The sequence below is a fragment of the Pseudomonas marginalis genome, assembly GCF_900105325.1.
Taxonomy (GTDB): domain Bacteria; phylum Pseudomonadota; class Gammaproteobacteria; order Pseudomonadales; family Pseudomonadaceae; genus Aquipseudomonas; species Aquipseudomonas marginalis.
Genome location: NZ_FNSU01000001.1, coordinates 1,251,390 through 1,270,974, shown reverse-complemented (window position 1 = coordinate 1,270,974; position 19,585 = coordinate 1,251,390). Strand labels below are relative to the sequence as shown.

The 19,585-nt window shown below is 63.3% G+C and carries 24 protein-coding genes; 9 read left to right on the top strand and 15 right to left on the bottom strand.

The features are described from left to right. Nucleotides 1–4: 4 nt before the first annotated feature. From ccmI to ccmA, 9 genes are all read right to left on the bottom strand, one after another. On the bottom strand, nt 5–1,195 hold the full coding sequence (ccmI, locus tag BLW22_RS06195; RefSeq protein WP_074844684.1) for a c-type cytochrome biogenesis protein CcmI: 1,191 nt from the start codon (nt 1,193–1,195) through the stop codon (nt 5–7). Next, nucleotides 1,188–1,661, bottom strand: coding sequence for a cytochrome c-type biogenesis protein (locus tag BLW22_RS06190; protein WP_065924463.1), 474 nt, complete (start codon nt 1,659–1,661; stop codon nt 1,188–1,190). The genes ccmI and BLW22_RS06190 overlap by 8 nt, the downstream gene beginning before the upstream one ends. After that, nucleotides 1,658–2,194 (bottom strand): DsbE family thiol:disulfide interchange protein, encoded by a 537-nt coding sequence (locus BLW22_RS06185; RefSeq protein WP_010211784.1) that lies wholly within the window; start codon nt 2,192–2,194, stop codon nt 1,658–1,660. The genes BLW22_RS06190 and BLW22_RS06185 overlap by 4 nt, the downstream gene beginning before the upstream one ends. Beyond that, the gene (locus tag BLW22_RS06180; protein ID WP_074844683.1) at nt 2,191–4,179 is read right to left on the bottom strand and encodes a heme lyase CcmF/NrfE family subunit; all 1,989 of its coding nucleotides are present in this window, start codon (nt 4,177–4,179) and stop codon (nt 2,191–2,193) included. The genes BLW22_RS06185 and BLW22_RS06180 overlap by 4 nt, the downstream gene beginning before the upstream one ends. Nucleotides 4,180–4,182: 3 nt before the next feature. Beyond that, nucleotides 4,183–4,638, bottom strand: a complete 456-nt coding sequence (gene ccmE, locus BLW22_RS06175; RefSeq protein WP_027607026.1) for a cytochrome c maturation protein CcmE — start codon at nt 4,636–4,638, stop codon at nt 4,183–4,185. After that, a complete protein-coding gene (ccmD, locus tag BLW22_RS06170) occupies nt 4,635–4,811 on the bottom strand; it encodes a heme exporter protein CcmD (protein ID WP_065924460.1) in 177 nt (58 codons plus the stop codon). Before ccmD ends, ccmE begins: the two co-directional genes overlap by 4 nt. Further along, the gene (locus BLW22_RS06165) at nt 4,808–5,563 is read right to left on the bottom strand and encodes a heme ABC transporter permease (RefSeq protein ID WP_027607025.1); all 756 of its coding nucleotides are present in this window, start codon (nt 5,561–5,563) and stop codon (nt 4,808–4,810) included. Before BLW22_RS06165 ends, ccmD begins: the two co-directional genes overlap by 4 nt. Nucleotides 5,564–5,649: 86 nt before the next feature. Then, nucleotides 5,650–6,318 carry a heme exporter protein CcmB gene (gene ccmB, locus BLW22_RS06160; RefSeq protein ID WP_065924458.1) on the bottom strand — a complete coding sequence of 223 codons (669 nt, stop codon included), beginning with the start codon at nt 6,316–6,318 and terminating at the stop codon, nt 5,650–5,652. Continuing rightward, nucleotides 6,315–6,950: a cytochrome c biogenesis heme-transporting ATPase CcmA gene (gene ccmA / locus BLW22_RS06155; RefSeq protein WP_065947258.1), complete on the bottom strand. Its 636-nt coding sequence runs from the start codon at nt 6,948–6,950 to the stop codon at nt 6,315–6,317. Before ccmA ends, ccmB begins: the two co-directional genes overlap by 4 nt. 200 nt (nt 6,951–7,150) lie before the next feature. Here ccmA and fliK point away from each other — a divergent pair, with 200 nt between their 5' ends. Both fliK and BLW22_RS06145 read left to right on the top strand, forming a co-directional pair. Further along, entirely contained in the window at nt 7,151–8,728 is a 1,578-nt protein-coding gene (gene fliK, locus BLW22_RS06150; RefSeq protein WP_074845171.1) for a flagellar hook-length control protein FliK, read from the top strand. Beyond that, nucleotides 8,725–9,054 carry an EscU/YscU/HrcU family type III secretion system export apparatus switch protein gene (locus tag BLW22_RS06145; protein ID WP_027607021.1) on the top strand — a complete coding sequence of 110 codons (330 nt, stop codon included), beginning with the start codon at nt 8,725–8,727 and terminating at the stop codon, nt 9,052–9,054. Before fliK ends, BLW22_RS06145 begins: the two co-directional genes overlap by 4 nt. A 220-nt stretch (nt 9,055–9,274) precedes the next feature. Here BLW22_RS06145 and BLW22_RS06135 read toward each other — a convergent pair whose 3' ends face one another. Together BLW22_RS06135 and moaB are read right to left on the bottom strand one after the other, a co-directional pair. After that, complete coding sequence (locus BLW22_RS06135; RefSeq protein ID WP_074844677.1) at nt 9,275–10,501, bottom strand: molybdopterin molybdotransferase MoeA; 1,227 nt, start codon at nt 10,499–10,501, stop codon at nt 9,275–9,277. Further along, complete coding sequence (gene moaB, locus BLW22_RS06130) at nt 10,485–11,024, bottom strand: molybdenum cofactor biosynthesis protein B (protein WP_027607019.1); 540 nt, start codon at nt 11,022–11,024, stop codon at nt 10,485–10,487. The genes BLW22_RS06135 and moaB overlap by 17 nt, the downstream gene beginning before the upstream one ends. A gap of 76 nt (nt 11,025–11,100) precedes the next feature. On the opposite strand from moaB, the gene mobA reads away from it, so the two are divergent. Further along, nucleotides 11,101–11,703, top strand: coding sequence for a molybdenum cofactor guanylyltransferase MobA (gene mobA, locus BLW22_RS06125; protein ID WP_065924550.1), 603 nt, complete (start codon nt 11,101–11,103; stop codon nt 11,701–11,703). A gap of 81 nt (nt 11,704–11,784) precedes the next feature. Further along, nucleotides 11,785–12,006, top strand: coding sequence for a YgdI/YgdR family lipoprotein (locus BLW22_RS06120; protein WP_010211805.1), 222 nt, complete (start codon nt 11,785–11,787; stop codon nt 12,004–12,006). Nucleotides 12,007–12,061: 55 nt separating this feature from the next. On the opposite strand, the gene BLW22_RS06115 is transcribed toward BLW22_RS06120, so the two are convergent. The 3 genes from BLW22_RS06115 to BLW22_RS06105 all read right to left on the bottom strand — a co-directional run bounded on the left by BLW22_RS06115 (nt 12,062) and on the right by BLW22_RS06105 (nt 13,666). Continuing rightward, nucleotides 12,062–12,952 (bottom strand): pseudouridine synthase, encoded by an 891-nt coding sequence (locus BLW22_RS06115; protein WP_074845168.1) that lies wholly within the window; start codon nt 12,950–12,952, stop codon nt 12,062–12,064. 67 nt (nt 12,953–13,019) lie between these two features. Further along, nucleotides 13,020–13,355, bottom strand: a complete 336-nt coding sequence (locus tag BLW22_RS06110) for a hypothetical protein (RefSeq protein WP_010565034.1) — start codon at nt 13,353–13,355, stop codon at nt 13,020–13,022. Nucleotides 13,356–13,429: 74 nt separating this feature from the next. Next, nucleotides 13,430–13,666: a glutaredoxin family protein gene (locus BLW22_RS06105; RefSeq protein ID WP_027607016.1), complete on the bottom strand. Its 237-nt coding sequence runs from the start codon at nt 13,664–13,666 to the stop codon at nt 13,430–13,432. Nucleotides 13,667–13,990: 324 nt separating this feature from the next. Between BLW22_RS06105 and BLW22_RS06100 the strand changes: the two genes are divergently transcribed. Then, nucleotides 13,991–15,727: a cation:proton antiporter gene (locus BLW22_RS06100; protein ID WP_137212966.1), complete on the top strand. Its 1,737-nt coding sequence runs from the start codon at nt 13,991–13,993 to the stop codon at nt 15,725–15,727. Here BLW22_RS06100 and BLW22_RS06095 read toward each other — a convergent pair. Next, the gene (locus BLW22_RS06095; RefSeq protein ID WP_074844674.1) at nt 15,714–16,922 is read right to left on the bottom strand and encodes an ammonium transporter; all 1,209 of its coding nucleotides are present in this window, start codon (nt 16,920–16,922) and stop codon (nt 15,714–15,716) included. The genes BLW22_RS06100 and BLW22_RS06095 overlap by 14 nt on opposite strands. A gap of 345 nt (nt 16,923–17,267) precedes the next feature. On the opposite strand from BLW22_RS06095, the gene BLW22_RS06090 reads away from it, so the two are divergent. The 4 genes from BLW22_RS06090 to BLW22_RS06075 all read left to right on the top strand — a co-directional run bounded on the left by BLW22_RS06090 (nt 17,268) and on the right by BLW22_RS06075 (nt 19,556). Beyond that, a complete protein-coding gene (locus BLW22_RS06090; RefSeq protein ID WP_012723021.1) occupies nt 17,268–17,582 on the top strand; it encodes an ElaB/YgaM/YqjD family protein in 315 nt (104 codons plus the stop codon). A gap of 2 nt (nt 17,583–17,584) precedes the next feature. Continuing rightward, nucleotides 17,585–17,968, top strand: coding sequence for a phage holin family protein (locus BLW22_RS06085; RefSeq protein WP_012723020.1), 384 nt, complete (start codon nt 17,585–17,587; stop codon nt 17,966–17,968). Next, nucleotides 17,965–18,303: a hypothetical protein gene (locus tag BLW22_RS06080; protein WP_027607013.1), complete on the top strand. Its 339-nt coding sequence runs from the start codon at nt 17,965–17,967 to the stop codon at nt 18,301–18,303. The genes BLW22_RS06085 and BLW22_RS06080 overlap by 4 nt, the downstream gene beginning before the upstream one ends. 89 nt (nt 18,304–18,392) lie before the next feature. Further along, a complete protein-coding gene (locus tag BLW22_RS06075; protein WP_027607012.1) occupies nt 18,393–19,556 on the top strand; it encodes an EAL domain-containing protein in 1,164 nt (387 codons plus the stop codon). Nucleotides 19,557–19,585 lie beyond the last annotated feature (29 nt).

The following is a 19,585-nucleotide window of genomic DNA, read 5'->3' as shown; positions in this document are numbered from 1 at the left end:
GAAATTACTTGTCCGGACTGTCGATGGTCAGCTGCTGCAGCGCAGTGGTGGTGCTGGCCAGGGGTTGGCTGCGGCCGATCCACTCGCCGGTGGTCGGTTGACCGGCCCGGGATATGCGCGCAACCAGTTGGACTTCGGGGAAGTTGGACAGTTTCAACTGCGGCATCATCGCGTCGGCATCGCCGAGTTCGACGGTGACAGGCAACTCGGCAACGGTGACGCGCTTGGCCGCCAAGGGTGCCGGCGGGCCGCTGACGGCGCGGGCGAAGATAAATACGCTGTCGGTAGGCAGGGATTTGGCCTTAACATCCGCGGACAAATCCACGCGCACTTTAAGAACCGCCCCAGGCGCCGGGGCGACGGTGCCGCCGCTCTCTTTCAACTTCTCGGCTGCGCGGTCGATGCCACCTTGCAGCGCGACACGAGAATTGTCTTGCGCCGGCAGTTGGGCCAGCAGACGCTTCCAGTAGTCGATTGCCTCTTGATAACGCTGGCCTTCGAACGCGGCGATACCGAGCAGGCCGAGGCTGGTGACTTCCTTCGGGTCAAGCTTCAAGGCTTCGTCGGTCAGCGCCTGGACCTTGGGCGACCACTGTTTGTTGTCGGCAAAGTACTGCGCCTGGGCCCACTGGCCGAGCAGTTCCGGCTGGCGCCCGGCCAGCGCCACGGTACGCTCGAAGACCTTGGCGGCATCGGCGGAACGATCCTGGGCCATATAGGCGCGACCGAGGAAGTACAGGCCTTCCGCCGAGTCCGGTTGGGCGGCGGCGGCGCGTTCCAGGCGCTGGGTCATGTCTTCCATGGACACCGGCGGTTGGGAAAACTCGCGGGTCAGTTCAACCTTGTCGCTGGCACCGAAATGCATATACAGGCCAAGGCCGAGCACCGGCACAAGGATGGCGGCGAGCAACGGCAGCGGCTTGCCCAGGCGCGATTCGCGGGGCTTTTCCACGCCTTCGGTGTCGGCCAGCAGCTCGCGGGCGGCTTCGGCGCGGCCGCTGTCGAGCTGCGCGGCGTCGAGCACACCTTCGTCCTGCTGCACTTGCAGCTCGGCCACACGTTCTTGGTAAAGCGCCACGTTCAGCGCGGTGCGATCCTCTTCACGCTGGGCGCGGCGGCCACGCAACACAGGGATCAACAGGAAACTCAGGGCAATCAGAAGCAGCAAGCCGGCTGCGAGCCAGAAATCAATCATCAGTCTTGGTGTCCAGCAATTGGTCGAGGCGTTTACGCTCTTCGGGGGATAGCGCGTCGGAACCATCGGTAGGCGCGGCGCGGCGACGGCGGACGATCACGGCCATCACCACCACGCCGGCCAGCAGCAGCCCGGCGGGGCCGAACCAGAGCAACGCGGTCTTGCCGGTGAGGGCCGGTTTGTAGCGCACGAAATCACCGTAGCGGTCGACCATGAAGTCGATGATCTGCTGGTTGTCCTTGCCCTCCCCCAGCATGCGGAAGATTTCCTTGCGCAGGTCGGCGGCGATGGGCGCGTTGGAGTCGGCGATGTCCTGGTTCTGGCACTTGGGGCAGCGCAGCTCCTTGGTCAGTTCGCGGAAACGCTCGCGGTCACTGTCCTTGGCGAATTCGTAAGTGTCGATGGCAGCGTGGGCCACCCCGGCCAAGCCCAGCGCCAGCACGGCAGCGGCTAACAGGCGCTTCATGGCTTGGCCTCGTCGACCAGCGCCTGATACTTGGCGGCCAGTTGCTCGCGCCACACCACTTCGTCGATCACGCCGACGTATTTGTCGCGGATCACACCCTTGGCATCGATAAAGAAGGTTTCCGGGGCGCCATACACGCCGAGGTTCAAACCGAGGTTGCCGTCCTCATCACGGATATCCAGCTGGTAGGGATTGTGGAATTCCGCCAGCCACTTCAAGGCCGCCGCGTTGTCGTCCTTGTAGTTTATGCCGTAGATCACGACGCCCTTCTCGGCCAGCTTGTTCAGCACCGGGTGCTCGACGCGGCAGGAGATGCACCAGGTGCCCCACACGTTGACCAGCGCCGGTTTGCCGAGCAGGTCGGCCTGGGTCAGGGTCTTGTCACCCTGCACGGTCGGCAGGCTGAACGCGGGGAACGGCTTGCCGATCATCGCCGAGGGCAGCTCGGCCGGGTCCAGGTACAAGCCGCGATACAGGAATACCGCCACTACCAGAAACAGGGCCAGCGGCACGACCATCAACCAACGCTTCATACCGCCGCTCCTTGCAGGCCCAGCGCTTCACGCACCCGGCTCTTGACCTTGACCCGATACCGGCGATCCAGTGCCGCGAGCAAACCACCAAAGCCGGTGAGCAAACCACCGAACCAGATCCAGCGCACGAACGGTTTCACATGCACGCGCACGGCCCAGGCGCCCTCGCCCAGGGGTTCACCCAGGGCCACGTAGAGGTCACGGGTGAAACCGGCGTCGATACCGGCTTCGGTCATCATCGAACTCTGCACGGTGTACAGGCGTTTTTCCGGGTGCAGCACGGCGATCTCTTTACCGTTACGCACTACGCGCACGGTGCCTTTGTCTGACGTGAAGTTCGGCCCTTCGAAGTGCTTGGCGCCTTCGAAGATGAACTGGTAACCGGCCAGGTCCATGGACTCGCCCGGCGCCAGACGCAGGTCGCGCTCGGCGCTGTTCTGGCTGGAGAGCACCACGCCGAGGGCGCACACGGCGATGCCGATGTGGGCGATCTGCATGCCCCAGTAGCTGCGGGTGAGGGTCGGCAGGCCTTTGACCAGGCCTTTGTGGCGGGTCTTGTCGACGATGTCACGCACACCGGCCAGCAGTACCCAGGCGGCGAGCAGGAAGGTGGCGAGCACCGCCCAGTTGAAGTCGCCATAGGCGATACCGGCGACCACGGCCAGGGCCACGCTGCCGAGCAGCACCGGCATCAACATGCCGGCCAGCCATTTGACCGGGGTGTCCTTCCAGCGCACCAGCACACCGACCGCCATCACCCCCATCAACAGGCCCATCAACGGAATAAACAACGCGTTGAAGTACGGCGGGCCGACGGACAGCTTGGCGCCGCTCAGGGCATCCAGCACCAAGGGGTACAAGGTGCCGAGCAGGATCATCGACGCGGCCACCACCAGCACCAGGTTATTGCCCAGCAGCAGGGTTTCCCGCGACCACAGGTTGAAGCCGACCTGGCTCTTGACCACCGGTGCGCGCAGGGCGAACAGGGTGAGGGAGCCGCCGACCACAAACAGCAGGAAGATCAGGATGAACACACCGCGCTCCGGGTCGGAGGCAAACGCATGCACCGAGGTCAACACGCCCGAACGCACGAGGAAGGTGCCGAGCAGGCTGAGGGAAAATGCCGCGATGGCCAGCAACACGGTCCAGCTCTTGAACACGCCGCGTTTTTCGGTGACGGCCAACGAGTGAATCAGTGCAGTGCCGACCAGCCATGGCATGAAGGACGCGTTTTCCACCGGGTCCCAGAACCACCAGCCGCCCCAGCCGAGTTCGTAGTAGGCCCACCACGAACCGAGGGTGATGCCGATGCCGAGGAACGCCCAGGCGACGATGGTCCACGGCCGCGACCAGCGCGCCCAGGCCGCATCGAGACGCCCGCCAAGCAGGGCGGCAATGGCGAAGGCAAAGGCCACGGAGAAACCCACGTAGCCCATGTAGAGCATCGGCGGGTGCACGATCAGGCCGATGTCCTGCAGCAGCGGGTTGAGGTCGTGACCGTCCGCAGGGATCTGCGGCAGGATGCGGGTGAACGGGTTGGAGGTCATGATCAGGAACAGCAGGAAGCCGATGCTGATCATGCCCATCACCGCCAACACCCGTGCGAGCATGACTTGCGGCAACTGGCGCGAGAACACCGACACCGCGAAGGTCCAGCCGCCGAGGATCAACGCCCACAGCAGCAGCGAGCCTTCGTGGGCGCCCCACACCGCGCTGAACTTGTAGTACCAGGGCAAGGCGCTGTTGGAGTTATTGGCTACATAGGCGACGGAAAAGTCGTCGGTCATAAAGGCGTAGGTCAGGCAGCCGAACGCGAACACCAGGAACGCACACTGGCCCCAGGCCGCCGGCTGCGCCAGGCTCATCCACAGGCGGTCACCGCGCCAGGCACCGAGCAACGGCACCACCGCCTGGACGATGGCAAAGCACAGGGCGAGGATCATCGCCAACTGGCCCAGTTCCGGAATAAACAATGCAGACGTCATCACTTAGCCCTCCTTGGCGGGGGTGGGTGCGGACTGGCCGCTGTCTTTCAAGGCCTTGGTGACTTCCGGCGGCATGTATTTCTCATCGTGCTTGGCCAGCACTTCATCGGCCACCACCACGCCGTCGGCGTTGAGCTTGCCCAGGGCGACGATGCCCTGGCCTTCGCGGAACAGGTCCGGGAGGATGCCGCGGTAGGTGATGGTCACGGCCTTGTTGAAATCGGTAACCACGAAGGTGACGTCGAGGGAATCGCCGGAACGCTTCAGCGAGCCCTTCTCCACCATGCCGCCGGCACGGATGCGCGTGTCCAGCGGCGCTTCGCCGTTGGCGATCTGGGTCGGGGTGTAGAACAGGTTGATGTTCTCCCGCAGGGCGCTCATCGCAAGGCCCACGGCAATACTGACGCCGGCCAGGATGGCAAGGATGATCAACAGACGCTTTCTACGCAGCGGATTCACTTTTCGGTCTCCCGGCGCAGACGACGCGCCTCTTGTTGCAGGTAACGCTTGCGGGCCAGGATCGGCGCGACGACGTTGAGGGCCAGCACGGCCAGGCAGATGCCATAGGCCGTCCAGACATACAGGCCGTGGTGGCCCATGGCGAGAAAATCACTGAAAGAAGCAAAACTCATCCGCGCGCTCCCAGGCAGCTTTGCACTTCGGCCTTGACCCAGCTGGCGCGGGCTTCACGCTTGAGCACTTCGAGGCGCATGCGCATCAGCAGCACGGCGCCGAAGAAGCAGTAGAACCCCAGCACCATCAGCAGCAACGGTGCCCACATTTCCACGGGCATTGCCGGTTTTTCGGTGAGGGTGAAGGTGGCGCCCTGGTGCAGGGTGTTCCACCACTCCACCGAGTACTTGATGATCGGGATGTTGATCACGCCGACAATCGCCAGCACCGCGCAGGCCTTGGCGGCGCTGTCACGATTGCTGATCGCGTTGCCCAGGGCAATAAGACCGAAGTACAGGAACAGCAGGATCAGCATCGACGTTAGTCGCGCATCCCACACCCACCACGAGCCCCAGGTGGGTTTGCCCCAGATCGCACCGGTGACCAGCGCCACGGCGGTCATCCACGCCCCGATGGGCGCGGCGCATTGCAGGGCGACGTCCGCGAGTTTCATCTTCCACACCAGGCCGACGACGCCGCACACCGCCAGCATCACGTAGCAGGACTGGGCCAGCATCGCGGCAGGCACGTGGATGTAGATGATGCGAAAGCTGTTGCCTTGCTGGTAGTCCGGCGGTGCAAAGGCCAGGCCCCAGACCAGGCCGATGCCGATCAGCAACACGGCGGCGAGGCTGAACCAGGGCAGCAGTCTGCCACTGATGCCGTAGAACCATTTGGGCGAGCCGAGCTTGTGAAACCAGGTCCAGTTCATTGCTGTTTCCATCACGGTTGCTTCTTGTCTTGGCAAGAAGCGTAGGGTCTTTACTGACTATGCGTATACCGCCCAGTCAGACCTCATTATTCACCGACGCTGATCTTCAGGCCGGCGGCTATAGCAAAGGGTGTCAGGGTTACCGCCAGGGCGGTCAGGCTGCCAAGCCACAGGAGGTAACCGGTCGCCGGCATGCCCATGAGCGCGGCTTGCAACGCGCCGCTGCCCAGGATCAGTACCGGGATGTACAAAGGCAGAATCAACAGGGCCAGTAACAGGCCACCCCGTTTCAAGCCGACGGTCAACGCGGCACCCACCGCCCCCAACAGGCTGAGTACCGGGGTGCCGAGCAGCAGGCTCAGCAGCAGGATCGGCAGGCATTCGCCGGGCAATCCGAGCATCATCGCCAGCAGTGGCGAGAGCAAGACTAGCGCCAGGCCGGAAAAAGCCCAGTGTGCCAGTACCTTGGCCAGGACCAGAAGTGGCAGGGGGTGCGACGAAAGGACCCACTGCTCGAGGGAACCGTCTTCGAAATCACTGCGAAACAGCCCGTCCAGCGAGAGCAGGACGGACAAAAGCGCCGCGACCCACACCAGTCCCGGCGACAAGGTTTGCAACAGTTTAGTCTCTGGGCCGACCGCCAACGGGAACAATGCGATCACGATGGCAAAGAACACCAGCGGGTTGGCCAGTTCGGCCGGGCGACGGCACAGCAACCGCGCTTCGCGGGCGACCAACAGGGCAAACACACTCATACCGACCACCGCCCCAGGTCGAGGTCGCGGTAACCGACGGGCATGCGCGCCAGGGTGTGGTGGGTGGTGAGCACCACCTGGCCGCCCTGCTCGCAGTGCTGCGCCAGGTGCTGTTCCAATTGGGTGACGCCTTGTTTGTCGAGGGCGGTGAAGGGTTCGTCGAGAATCCACAGCGGCGGGCCAGGCAGGTACAGGCGCGCCAGGGCCACGCGGCGCTGTTGGCCGGCGGACAGGGTGTGGCAGGGCACGTCTTCGAACCCCTTGAGGCCGACGGCGGCCAGGGCCTGCCAGATGGCGTCGCGGGTCGCGGGATGATGCAGGGCGCTGAGCCAGCTGAGGTTTTCTTCGGCGGTGAGCACGTCCTTGATGCCGGCGGCGTGGCCGATCCAGATCAGGTTGCGTGCCAGTTCGGTGCGTTGTTCGTTGAGCGGCCTGCCGTTCAGTCGGACTTCACCGGCCGTGGGCTGCATCAAGCCGGCCAGCAGGCGCAGCAAACTGGTCTTGCCGCTGCCGTTGGGGCCGCTGATCTGCACCATGTCGCCGCCCGCCACCCGCAGGTCGAGGTGCTCGAACAGCAGGCGCAGGTCGCGTTCACAGGAGAGCGCTACGGCTTCAAGAAGAGGGCTGGTCAAGAGATCGCGGGCCTTTACGGTTCAAGTCGGCGGTGCAGCGGCCGTTATAGAAAGAAGCACAATAACGGCTTTGGCGACCGATTTTAGAGAGCTGGATCAAATAGTTGTGAGGTTTTTACCGCTCTCTTTGCAGACGCGCGGCATTATACATGCGATGCCCTACGCTAAAGAGGGCTATTTCCCCAGAGACGATGCGCACGATGACCGGCGAGATCAACCTTCCTACGCTTCCTCCCACCCCGGCAACCGGGCAAAGCCCTGCGCCTGCGCCCGGGGCGCTGCTGAAACTGCTGGAGCCGCAGATCGGGCTGATCGACCCGGGCAAAACCGTGAATGCCGAGGTGCTCGCCCTGAAACAAGGCGGCGAGGCGTTTCAGCTGTTGCTCAAGCTGACCCTTGAAGGCGGCCGCCAGACGCTGGTGCAAGCCAGCAGCCCACAACCCTTGCCGTTGGGCAGCAATGTGGCTGTGAGCCAGACGCCCGCAGGCAACCTGGCCATCAGCCTGCAACAAGCCCTGAGCGCCAACGTTGCCGCCCTCACCCGTATCGATACGGCCAGGATGCCGGAAGGCACCCTGCTGCAGGCCAAGGTGCTGACCACCCAGGCCCTGCCCCAAGGCACCGCGCAGCCGGCGATCTACCGTTCGTTGGTGACCGTACTCAATAGCGCCCTGGCCGGCGCGACCCTGACACTGGAAAGCCCGCAACCGTTGCGCGTGGGCAGCTTGCTCAGCGCCGTGGTGCAGAACGCGCAAACCCTGAATTTTGTGCCGTTGAGCGGGCTCAAGGATCAACTGGCCGTCACCCAGCAATTGTCGACCCAGCAAAGTCGCCAGGGCTCCCTGGATGCGGTGTTCAAGGCGTTGCAAAATCTGCCCCGCGGCGACAGCACCTCCGCCGACCTGCGCGCCGCCGCCGACCGTTTGCTGGCGGCCTTGCCCGACCTGGCACAGGTGAGCAACCCCAAGGTGCTGGCCCAGGTGATCCAGAACAGCGGCGCCTTTCTTGAAGCCAAGTTACTCGCCGGGCAAAACCCGCAGGTGCCACCGCTGGATATGAAGGGCGCGCTGCTGCGCCTGGTCGCCGACCTGCTGCCTGCCTTGCCCGCCAGCACCAACCTGAATGCCATTCTTGCCGCCAACACCCTGGCCCAGGTGCTGCCCAACTTCGTGCGCAGCCCGTTGGGCACCCTCGGGCAGGTCGGCGCGCGGCAAGCACCGGTCAGCTTCCCACTGCCGGAGCGGCTGATGGCAAAACTGGAGGGCGAAGGCGACCTGGAAAACCTGCTGCGCCTGGCCGCCGGGGCCATTTCCCGCTTGCAGAGCCACCAGCTGTCGAGCCTGGAGCAAACCGGCACTACCGCCGATGGCCGCCTGCAAACCACCTGGCAGTTGGAGATCCCCATGCGCACCCTGCAGGACATCGTGCCGTTGCAGGTCAAGTTCCAGCGCGAAGAGCCGGCGCCGGACAAGGACCAGCCCGAACGCAAGGATTCCAAGGAGCCCAAACAGATGCTCTGGCGCGTCGAACTGGCCTTCGACATGGAGCCCCTGGGGCCGTTGCAGGTCCAGGCGCAGCTGACTCAGGGCAAGCTGTCCAGCCAACTGTGGGCAACCCGACCTTTCACTGCCAGCCTGATCGAAAGCCATTTGGGCAGCCTGCGCGAGCGCCTGGTGTCGTCAGGGCTGAATGTCGGCGACCTGGACTGCCACCTCGGCACCCCGCCACGCGGGCCGAAAACCGGACTGGAACAACGCTGGGTGGATGAAACCGCATGAACAACGCCAACCCGCCGCGCCAGGCGATTGCCCTCAAGTACGACGGCCAGCAAGCGCCGACCCTGACCGCCAAGGGCGACGATGCCCTGGCCGAAGCCATCCTCAAGTTGGCGCGGGAAAATGAAGTGCCGATCTATGAAAATGCCGAGCTGGTGAAACTGCTGGCACGCATGGAACTGGGCGACAGTATTCCGGAGGAGTTGTACCGCACCATCGCCGAGATCATTGCATTTGCCTGGACGTTGAAGGGCAAGTTCCCGGTGGGCTATGACCCGGATGCGCGCCCGGTGGAGCGGGATGTCACGGAGCGTGGCGACGATTACTGAATAGCCACAGGCATATACAGGTTCAAATGTGGGAGGGGGCTTGCCCTAAGGCTTTTTGTAGGAGCGAGCTTGCTCGCGAAAAACTCACAGGCGCCGCGTTCATTCAGGAAGAACGCGTTATCGTTGACGTTTTTCGCGAGCAAGCTCGCTCCTACAGGAGGCGATGTACGCTTAACTGACTGGCATCAGGGCAAGCCCCCTTCCACATTTGGATTGGGGGTCAATTCAAGACTTCACTCAGAGGGATGAAATTGACTCGATCGCCGATGTCCAGCGTCGTCCCTTCCAACACCTCCACAAACCCCTCCGCCCACGCCGCGCTGCGCAGCACGCCGGAGCTCTGGTTGCGGTAGATGATCGCCTTGCCCTGTTCGATGCGCCCGCGCAGATACTCGCGGCGGTTGCCCGGCTTGGGCCAGGTGAACCCCACCGGCACGTCGAAACGCAGCGGTTCCACGTCCGCCACACCCTGGCGGCGCAGCAAGTAGGGGCGCGCCAACAGCGCAAAGGTCACCAGGGTCGAGGCCGGATTGCCCGGCAGGCCGATCACCGGCACGCCACGGAAATGACCAAAAGTCAGGGGTTTGCCCGGCTTGATCGCCAGCTTCCATAACGCCAGCTCACCCTCTTCGCGCAGGGCAATACCAAGGAAATCCGCCTCGCCCACCGACACACCGCCCGTGGACAAAATCAGATCAACCGCCCTCAAGCCTGCCAGTCGCGAACGGGTCTGCTCCAGGTCGTCCGGCAGGATGCCTGCGTCGATGACTTCGCAACCCATGCGCTCAAGCCAGGAACACAACACGCGGCGATTGCTGTTGTAGATCTGGCCCGGACCGAGGGGCAAACCGGGCTCGATCAGCTCATCGCCGGTGGACAACACCGCGACACGCGGGCGCCGCACTACGTCCAGACGGTCACGACCGAGGGAAGCCGCCAGGCCCAGCTCGATCGGGCCCAGGCGCGTACCGGCCGTGAGCACCCGCTCGCCGACGGTGGTTTCCTGGCCTTGGGGGCGGATGTTCTGGTTGGGCTGCAACGGTTCGCTGAAGCTCACGCGCTCATCGGCGTGGACCACGGCGTTTTCCTGCATTTCCACGCAGTCCGCGCCTTCCGGTACCGGCGCCCCGGTGAAGATGCGCGCACAGGTGCCGGCCGCCAGCGGCTGCGGCGCCTGGCCAGCGAAAATACGCTGGCTGACGGGCAAGGGTTCACCGGTCCAATCCGCCAGGCGCACGGCGTAACCGTCCATGGCGCTGTTGGGCCAGGGCGGCAGGTCGAGGGTGGAGACCAGATCCTGGGCCAATACACGGCCGTCGCACTCGGCCAGGGGCAGCACGTGCTGCTCGCGGATCGGCGCGGCTTCGGCCATCGCCAGCAGCTGTTGCAGGGCGTGTTCTACCGGCATCAGGGCGCCGGTCTTGCCGGGCTTACCCACGGGATTCACAGGGTTCGGCCAGCTTCAGGTGCGGCACGAAGTTGCAGGGGCGATGACGGTTATCCAGTTGTTCGGCGAGGATGCCATCCCAACCGGTGCGCACGGCATTGGTGGAGCCCGGCAGGCAGCACACCAGGGTGCCGTTGGCCAGGCCGGCCAGGGCGCGGGATTGCACGGTGGAGGTGCCGATGTCGGCCACGGAGATCTGGCGGAACAGTTCGCCAAAGCCGTCGACCTGTTTGTCGAGCAGGCAGCCGACCGCTTCGGGGGTGCTGTCGCGGCCGGTGAAGCCGGTGCCGCCGGTGATCAACACCACTTGCACCACGTCTTCGGCAATCCAGTGGGCCACCTGGGCGCGGATCTTGTAGAGGTCGTCCTTGAGCAGCACGCGCTCGGCCAGGTGGTGGCCGGCGGCGGTGAGGCGGTCGACGAAGACCTGGCCCGAGGTGTCGGTGTCCAGGGTGCGGGTGTCGCTGACGGTCAATACCGCGATATTCAGGGGTACGAAGGGTGCATCGGCCTTGGCTTTCATGGCACGGTCCGGTTGTCGAAGGAACGGCCCGATGTTATATCACAGGCCCCTGTTCAGCTGCCTGCGCGGAACCCACATGCCACTCGACTCAATCCCCCTGCCCTGTTCGATCCTGCTGTTGGCCGGTGGCCGCGGCCAGCGCATGGGCGGCCAGGACAAAGGCCTGCTGGACTGGCACGGCCTGCCCTTGATCGCACACGTGCAGCGCCTGGTACGGCCACTGACCGATGACCTGATCATCTCGTGCAACCGCAACCAGGCGCAGTACGCCGCCTATGCCGACCAGTTGGTAAGCGACGACAGCCCGGATTTTCCCGGGCCGCTGGCGGGTATCCGCGCAGGACTGGCCGCCGCACGCCATGGGCACCTGCTGATCCTGCCGTGCGATGTGCCCCATATCGACGCTCGACTCCTCGCCGACCTGCGTGAAACCGCACAACGCCATCCCTTGTTGCCGGTGATGGTGCGCCACGGTGAATTCTGGGAACCCTTGATCTGCATCATCCCCATCGGCCTGCGAACCGAGGTAGAACAGGCCTGGCATGCCGGTGAACGCAGCCCGCGAAAGATCCTCCTGCAATTGGGCGGCGTGGGCGTGGAATGCCCAACCGATGACCCGCGCCTGGCCAACCTGAATACACCAGAGCTGTTGCGCCCAAGGTCTGACGTGTCAGAATGAACCTTCGCACAAGGAACTTTGGCGACGTCTCACACGTCTCAAGGTCAGCAATCAAAAAGTATTCTCTTGGAGACAACACCCATGACTCAACGGACCATCGCCGCTCTCATGCTTGCACTGGGCCTGGCTACCCTCGCCGGTTGCGCCTCGCCGACAGTGATCACCCTGAATGACGGTCGCGAAATCCAGGCCGTCGACACCCCGAAATACAACGAAGATTCGGGTTTCTACGAATTCGAACAGCTTGATGGCAAGCGAACCCGCATCAACAAAGATCAGGTTCGCACCGTTAAAGACCTGTAAGCCTCAGCGCTTGCACACAAGGCCCGCCTCGCGCGGGCCTTGTCGTTTCCGGGGGTTACCAGTCGAGGGTGATGAGGCTTTGAAACCGGCGTTCTTCAGCGGTGACCGGGTCGATAAACCGCACGCTCTGGGCCAGCAGTTTGAGGGGATTGGCGTAATCATCGACCGCATCCTTGATCACGTCCGGATAGAACGGATCGTTGCAGATGCTCGCCCCCAGCGCGGTCATGTGCACACGCAGCTGGTGTTTCTTACCGGTCACGGGAAACAGGCCGTAGCGCCATAAGTCGCCGTTCTTTTCCCGCACCTCCACCGCTGTTTCGGTGTTGCTGGCACCGGGGCCTTCCTGCATGCGGAAGAAAGGTTCGCCATCCACCAGGCGGCTTTTGTGTACCAACGGGAACGTCAGGCCAGGCAAAGCCGGGGCGATGGCTTCGTAGAATTTATCGATCCGGCGCGTGGGAAACAGCTGCTGATAGGCCGAACGGCTGGCCGGGTTGGCCGAGAACAGCACCAGCCCGGCGGTGTGTCGGTCGATGCGGTGCAGGGGCACCAGCGCCGGGTTGTCCAGGCGGCGAATCAGGCGGCGCAGCAGGGTTTGCTCGACGTACTCGCCGGCCGGGGTCACGGGCAGGAAGTGCGGTTTGTCCGCCACCACCAGGTGCTCATCGGCGTAGAGGATGCTTTCCTGCACCGGGATGACTTTTTCGTTGGGGACTTCACGGAAGTAATAGATGCACAGGCCTTCCCTGTAGGCCAGGTCCAGGGGGATCGGGGTGCCAGTGACATCCAGCACCCGCCCACGGGCGATGCGGTCCAGCCACTGTTCGCGACTGATCGCCGCAAAGTGCTCGCACAGGCACTCCAGCACCGTCGCCCAGGGGCCAGGTGGCAGGTACAGGGTGCTGGCTTGGTGCTGGGACGCGGAAAAAGCGGATGTGGACATGCTCGAAGCCTTGAAAAAACAGGCGGGCATTATCCCGCATCAAGCGGGATGAAACCTAGGGCGGATCTCAGGCCTTGGCCAATTCCGCGCGCAGGATCGGCGAAGCACTCGCCGCCTCGGTGAACTCCTTGAGCCAGCGCAGCACGTCCACCGCTTCCCAGCGGCCGGGATCGTAAAGCGCGTACAACAGGCCCTGGTAACCCACCACATCGAGCTGCTTGTGATAACCGGCGCGCTGGAACAACGCCTCGATCTCGGCAAAGCAGGTATTGAAATGCACTTTGTTAAACGGCGTCTTGCCTTCCGTGACCAGGCCGTCGAGGCGCAGCTCGTTCACCGCGTCGCGCACGACATCGGCAGACATGCGATTGACGCTGCTTTTCAGTTGTTCAACATTCACCACGGGCGTTCCCTCTATTCAATCGCTGTACAAACATACAGTAACGTAATATTCGGAAACCCGCCATCGCATAAACGTCAGCGCAGGAAGGCGACAACCTGATCCGCATCGAAGGGCCAATCCAGTTCAGCCCCCGTGTCCACCCGCCGAAGCACCGGAATCCTTAGGCCATAGGCGTCGGTCAGGTCGTCGGGGTCGGTGATATCAACCAACTCGACCAGCAACCCGCGTTCGACGAGCGGCATGATTTCGGCTTCGGCAATTTCACAAAGATGGCAACCCAGGGTGCCGAACAACTGGCATTCAGGAAGCATGACGAATGGCCCTGATCAGTAAGTAGACAAGCATTCTAAGCCTGACAAAAACCTGTGGCGAGCGGGCTTGTTGTGGCGAGCGGGCTTGCCCCGCGTTGGGGCGCGAAGCGGCCCCGGTAGTGCCACCGCGCTCCTTCAGACAGAAATACGGTGCTTGTTTTGGGGCCGCTTCGCAGCCCAACGCGGGGCAAGCCCGCTCGCCACAGGTACAGCGTTCGCTCCCCGGAAACCTGCCGGCCACAATAAACCCTGACCCAGATCACCATGGCCTATAACTGATTCAGCGATTCTCGCGGCTTTTTGCCCGCTCACCCTGCAACGGAGATGCTTGTGTTCGCCAACCTGCTGATCATTCTGGCCTCATCCCTGGTGGTGATTGCGCTGTTTCGCCGGCTGCAACTGCCACCCGTGCTGGGCTACCTGTGCGTGGGCCTGGCCGTAGGGCCGACTGCCCTGGACTGGGTGAATGACAGCGAAGAGCTGCCCGACCTTGCCGAACTGGGCGTGGTGTTCCTGCTGTTTTCCCTGGGCCTGGAGTTTTCCCTGACCAGGATGCTCGCCCTGCGCCGCGTGGTGTTTGGCCTCGGCAGCTTGCAGGTGCTGGGGTGCAGCGTGCTGCTGGGGGGCCTGTTGATGGCCTTCGGTGTGGCACCGGGCATCGCCTTGTTGCTGGGTGCGGGGCTGGCGCTGTCGTCCACGGCGATCGTCAGCAAGGAACTGACCAGCCTCGGCGAAATCTTCAGCAGCCATGGCCAGAACGCGATCGGCGTGTTGCTGTTCCAGGATGTGGTGGCGGTGTTGCTGCTGACGCTGGTGCCGGTGTTCGCCGGCAGCAGCGAACAGGCCTGGTACTGGGCGTTGCCGCTGACGCTGGGCAAAACCGTGGTGTTGTTCGTGGGCCTGTTGCTCGCCAGCCGCTGGTTATTGCCGCGCTTGTTTCATGAGGTCGCCGCTTCCCATTCGGCGGAGCTGTTTGTGCTGCTGGCGCTGGTGATCGTCTTGCTGACCGCCTGGCTCACGCATCTGCTGGGCCTCTCCCCTGCCCTCGGTGCCTTCCTGGCCGGCATGCTGCTGGGCGAAAGCCATTACCGCCATCAGATCGAAGCGGATATCCGGCCCTTCCGCGACATCCTGCTGGGGCTGTTTTTCGTCAGCATCGGCATGCTTATCGACCTGCAGTTGTTCGTCAGCCACAGTCTGTTGATCCTCGGCATGACCCTCGCGCTGATGCTGATCAAAGGCAGTGTGGTGGCTGCGCTGGTCAAGCTGCGCGGCAGCGACAGTGAAACCGCCTGGCGCAGCGGCCTGGCCCTGGCCCAGGGCGGTGAGTTCTGTTTTGCGCTGATGGCGCAGATGCAACAGAGCCGGCTGATACCCGATGAATTCAACGGTCTGCTGCTCGCCGCCACGTTCTGTTCGATGCTGTTGACGCCACTGCTGTTGCGCGCCGCGCCGGCGATTGCCCTGCGCCTGCATCGTAAGCCCAACCAACAGGTACAACTTGAAGAAATTGCCGCCCTCAACGCCCAATTACACGGGCATGCGGTCATCTGCGGCTATGGCCGGGTCGGGCAATCCATCGGGCGCTTTCTGCGCAATGAGCAACAGGCGTTTATCGCCCTGGATGACGACCCGGAACGGGTCCAGGAAGCCGCCACCGAAGACAGCAGCGTGCATTACGGCGACTGTCGCCGTGGCGCCTTGCTCAGTGCCGTGGGCCTGGAACGGGCGCGCCTGGTGGTGATTGCCGTGGACAACAGTGATGTGGCCCTGGCGGTGCTCAAGGAAGCCCGCCATATCAACCCCGACGTGCCGATCCTGGTGCGCACCCGCGATGACAGCCAGTGGGCTGAATTGAAAGCCGCGGGCGCCAGCGAAGTGGTGCCCGAGCTGCTGGAGTCAAGCCTGATGCTCGCCTCCCACGCCTTGATCCTGCTGGGCCTGCCGGACCAACAGGTGCAGGCGCGGGTCGATGAAGTCCGGCATAACCGCTATCGCCTGCTGCACGGTTTCTACACGCACCCGAGCACCGACGAAGAGGCGCCTATCAATCCTGACTGACCGCACCGATCTTGTGGATCGACAGATCTGCGCCGTAATACTCCTCCTCCTGGCTCAGGCGCAGCCCCTGTACGCGCTTGATCACGCCATACACCAGCAGGCCGCCGCCGAACGCGACGACCACACCGAGCCCCGTACCGATCAATTGGCTGATCAGACTCACGCCGCCCAATCCCCCCAGCGCCTTTTGCCCAAAGATGCCGCAGGCAATCCCGCCCCATACACCGCACAGGCCATGCAGTGGCCACACCCCCAGCACATCGTCGATCTTCCAGCGGTCCTGGGCGGCGATAAAGCACCACACAAACAGCCCGCCCGCAACCACACCGGTGACCAGCGCGCCCACCGGATGCATCAGGTCGGAACCCGCGCAGATCGCCACCAGCCCGGCCAACGGACCGTTATGCAGGAAGCCTGGGTCGTTGCGGCCGATCACCAGGGCGGCGACGGTGCCGCCGACCATGGCCATCAGCGAGTTCACCGCCACCAGGCCGCTGACGCCGTCCAGGGTCTGCGCGCTCATCACGTTAAAGCCGAACCAGCCGACAATCAGGATCCACGAGCCCAACGCCAGGAACGGAATGCTCGACGGCGCAAACGCCACCAGGCGCCCTTCCCGGTAGCGCCCATTGCGCGGGCCCAGCAGCAGCACCGCCGCCAGCGCCAGCCAGCCGCCCATGGCATGCACCACCACCGAGCCGGCAAAGTCATGGAAGCTGGCGCCGAACGTCTTGAGCAACCAGGCCTGCAAACCGAAATTGCCGTTCCACACCATGCCTTCGAAAAACGGATAGATAAACGCCACGATCAACGCGGTGGCGCACAACTGCGGAGCGAACTTTGCACGCTCCGCAATACCGCCGGAGATGATCGCCGGGATCGCTGCCGCAAACGTCAGCAGGAAGAAGAACTTCACCAGGCCATAACCATGGTCGGCGCTGATCACGGCCGCCGGTTGCATGAAGCTCACCCCGTAGGAGATCCAATAGCCTATAAAGAAATAGGCCAGGGTGGAGATGGCGAAGTCGCTGAGGATCTTCGACAGGGCGTTGACCTGGTTTTTCTGGCGCACCGTCCCGACTTCCAGAAACGCGAAGCCGGCGTGCATGGCCAGGACCATGACCGCACCGATCAGGATAAACAGGGTATTGGAGCTGTGGACCAGAGTGTCCACCGCACTTTGCAGATTTTCCATTGAAGTTGGCAGGCCTGTGTAAGGCAAAAAGCACCAAAGCGGTTCAAGCCAGGGGTTGCGCGCACTAAATTGGCACCTCCGGCACCGCCCCTCTTCAGAGGGCGTGAACCGCTTTAGCGCAGCGTTCAACACAACCGGCCGTTGCCGACAGGGTTTTTCCGCGAGTTTGAGTTATTTAGGGTAAGGTTTTTCGAGACCTGAGCCCCGACCGCCCGGATTCAGCGCAAGCCACGGGGCGTGCGCACCAAGGCAAAGCAAAAGCTGTACCAGACAATTGCACTGAACCTTCACCGATACCGGTGACTCGAAACCACACGTACCGATCAGCCAATCACGGAGATAACCATGGCCAGAAGAACTGCAAAGACTGCTCAAGAAATACTGATGGCGGATTTTCAAACCCTGGTGACTGACACCGAAAGGTTGCTGGACGACACCAAGGTGCTTGCGGGCGACCAGGCCGATGAGCTGCGCGCCAAGATTCATGACACGCTGTTGCAGGCCCGCGAAACCCTCAAGCAAACCGAAGACTCCCTGCGCGAACGCGGCCAGGCGGCGGTCACCGCGACCGAAGATTACGTGCAGGCCAACCCTTGGCAGTCGGTAGGCATTGCCGCCGGCGTGGGCTTTCTGATCGGCCTGCTGGCCACAAGGCGCTAATCATGTCTATCGGCGAAACTGGCTCGTCCACGGGTACCACCTCACGACGCCTGGGCGCGGCCGTTCTTGGCTTGCTGCACAGCCACGTCGAACTGTTTGGCATCGAATTGCAGGAGCAGAAGGCCCGTACCGTCAGCCTGCTGCTGTTTGCCGGCCTGGCGCTGGTATTTGCCCTGTTGTTGCTGGTGGGGTTGTCGACACTGGTGATGATCCTGGTATGGGACACCGGCTACCGCCTGACCGGGATCATCTGCCTCTGCGTGTTCTACAGCCTGGCCGCTGCCTTCTGCGGGGTGCGCTTGAAAGCGGCGGTGTTCGATGAGTCCACGCCGTTCCACGCCACCCTCGAAGAGCTGGCCAATGATCGGGAGCGCCTGCTGCCATGAGCTCGAATGAAATCCAGCAAACCTCCCGCCGGGAAATGCGCAAGGCCTTGATCCGCCTGCGCATGGAGATGCACCGCCAGGAGATACGCCACGAATCCCAGCAATTGATGGCGCCGCTGAACAAGGTGCGCAACCTGGGCCAAAACTTTCAGGGCGGCCTGGGCATCAAGCACGCGCCGCTGTGGGGCGTGGCCGCTGTAACCCTGATCGGTTTCTTCACCGGCAAGGGCGCCAAGGGCGGCGGTATCAGCAGTGTGACGCGCCTGGTGCGCCTCGGTGCCGGCCTGATCCCGCTGATCAAACTGGCCATGCAGGGCAATTCACGCAAAGGTTGAGCCTGCTGGCTGCATTCTTGCTAACAGAATGGCCCGGTCCTCGTTTCGAGGGCCGGGTCTTTTTTCGCCAGTGTTTTTAAGGAGGCCCCGTGATCGACGGGCAACCGCTCGCCTGCTTCCAACCGTTTATCGATACCGCCACCGGGCGCATTGCCGGCGTCGAGGCCTTGGGGCGTCTACGCCAGGCTGATGGCCGCCTGCAGTCCGTTGGCCCGCTGTTCGCCGACCCACGCACGCCAGGCGCGAGCTTGCGCCGTCTCGACCGGCAGATTCGCGACAACGCGTTAAGCCGCCTGCATGAAGCCCCCGAAGACTGGTTCCTCAGCCTGAATATCTCGCCGCGCTGGATCAACCAATTGCGTCCGGGCCAGGCGCTGCCGAGCCTCAAACAGATCCACAGCCATGGCGTCGACCCGCAGCGCATCGTGTTCGAGATCACCGAACTGGGCGGCGACATCCAGCGCCTGGCCGAGGTGGTGGCACGTTATCGCGAGGCCGGTGCGCGCATCGCCATCGATGATTTCGGCGCCGGCTATTCCCAGCTTGACCGGGTATTGGCGCTGCAGCCGGACATCCTCAAGCTGGACATGCGCCTGTTCCAGCAAGCCGCCAGGGGCGGACCGAGCAGTGACGTCGTGCGGGCGCTGGCGCAGATGGCGGAAAAGACCGGCTGCTGGATCATTGCCGAAGGCGTGGAAACCGAGGCGCAGCTGAGCTTCGCCCTGGAATGCGGTTCGCGCTACGTGCAGGGCTATCTGTTTGCCCAGGCGCAATTGGACTGGTTCGCCACCGACGCCTTCGTGCCGCGCTTTGACCAACTGCGCGCGGCGTATGTCCAGCAGAAGCTGGCCGAACGCGGGCGCATCATGCAACTGCGCCAGCAATTGACCGAACTGATGAAGATCCTGCAATCCTGGGCACAGGCCCAAGCCCCGCTGGATCACTTGCCCCAACTGCCGGCCTTCCCCTGGCTGCTGCGTTTTTACCAATGCGACCGGCATGGCACCCAGTTGACCCCCAACTTCGAATGGCGCCAGGACGCCTGGCAGGCCGACAGCCGCTACCTGGGCCACAACTGGTCATGGCGCCCGTACTTCTATCACCTGCTGGCCGAAGGTTGGGAGGAACGTCGCCTGACGCTGTCCTCGACCTACCGCGATGCCACCACCAACCAGTACTGCCTCACCGCCGGACAATTCTTCGATAACGGTCAGCGCTTGCTGTTAATCGATATCGACGCGGCCGGCCTGTAGATTTTCGCTTGCCCCGCCAAGGCGGAACC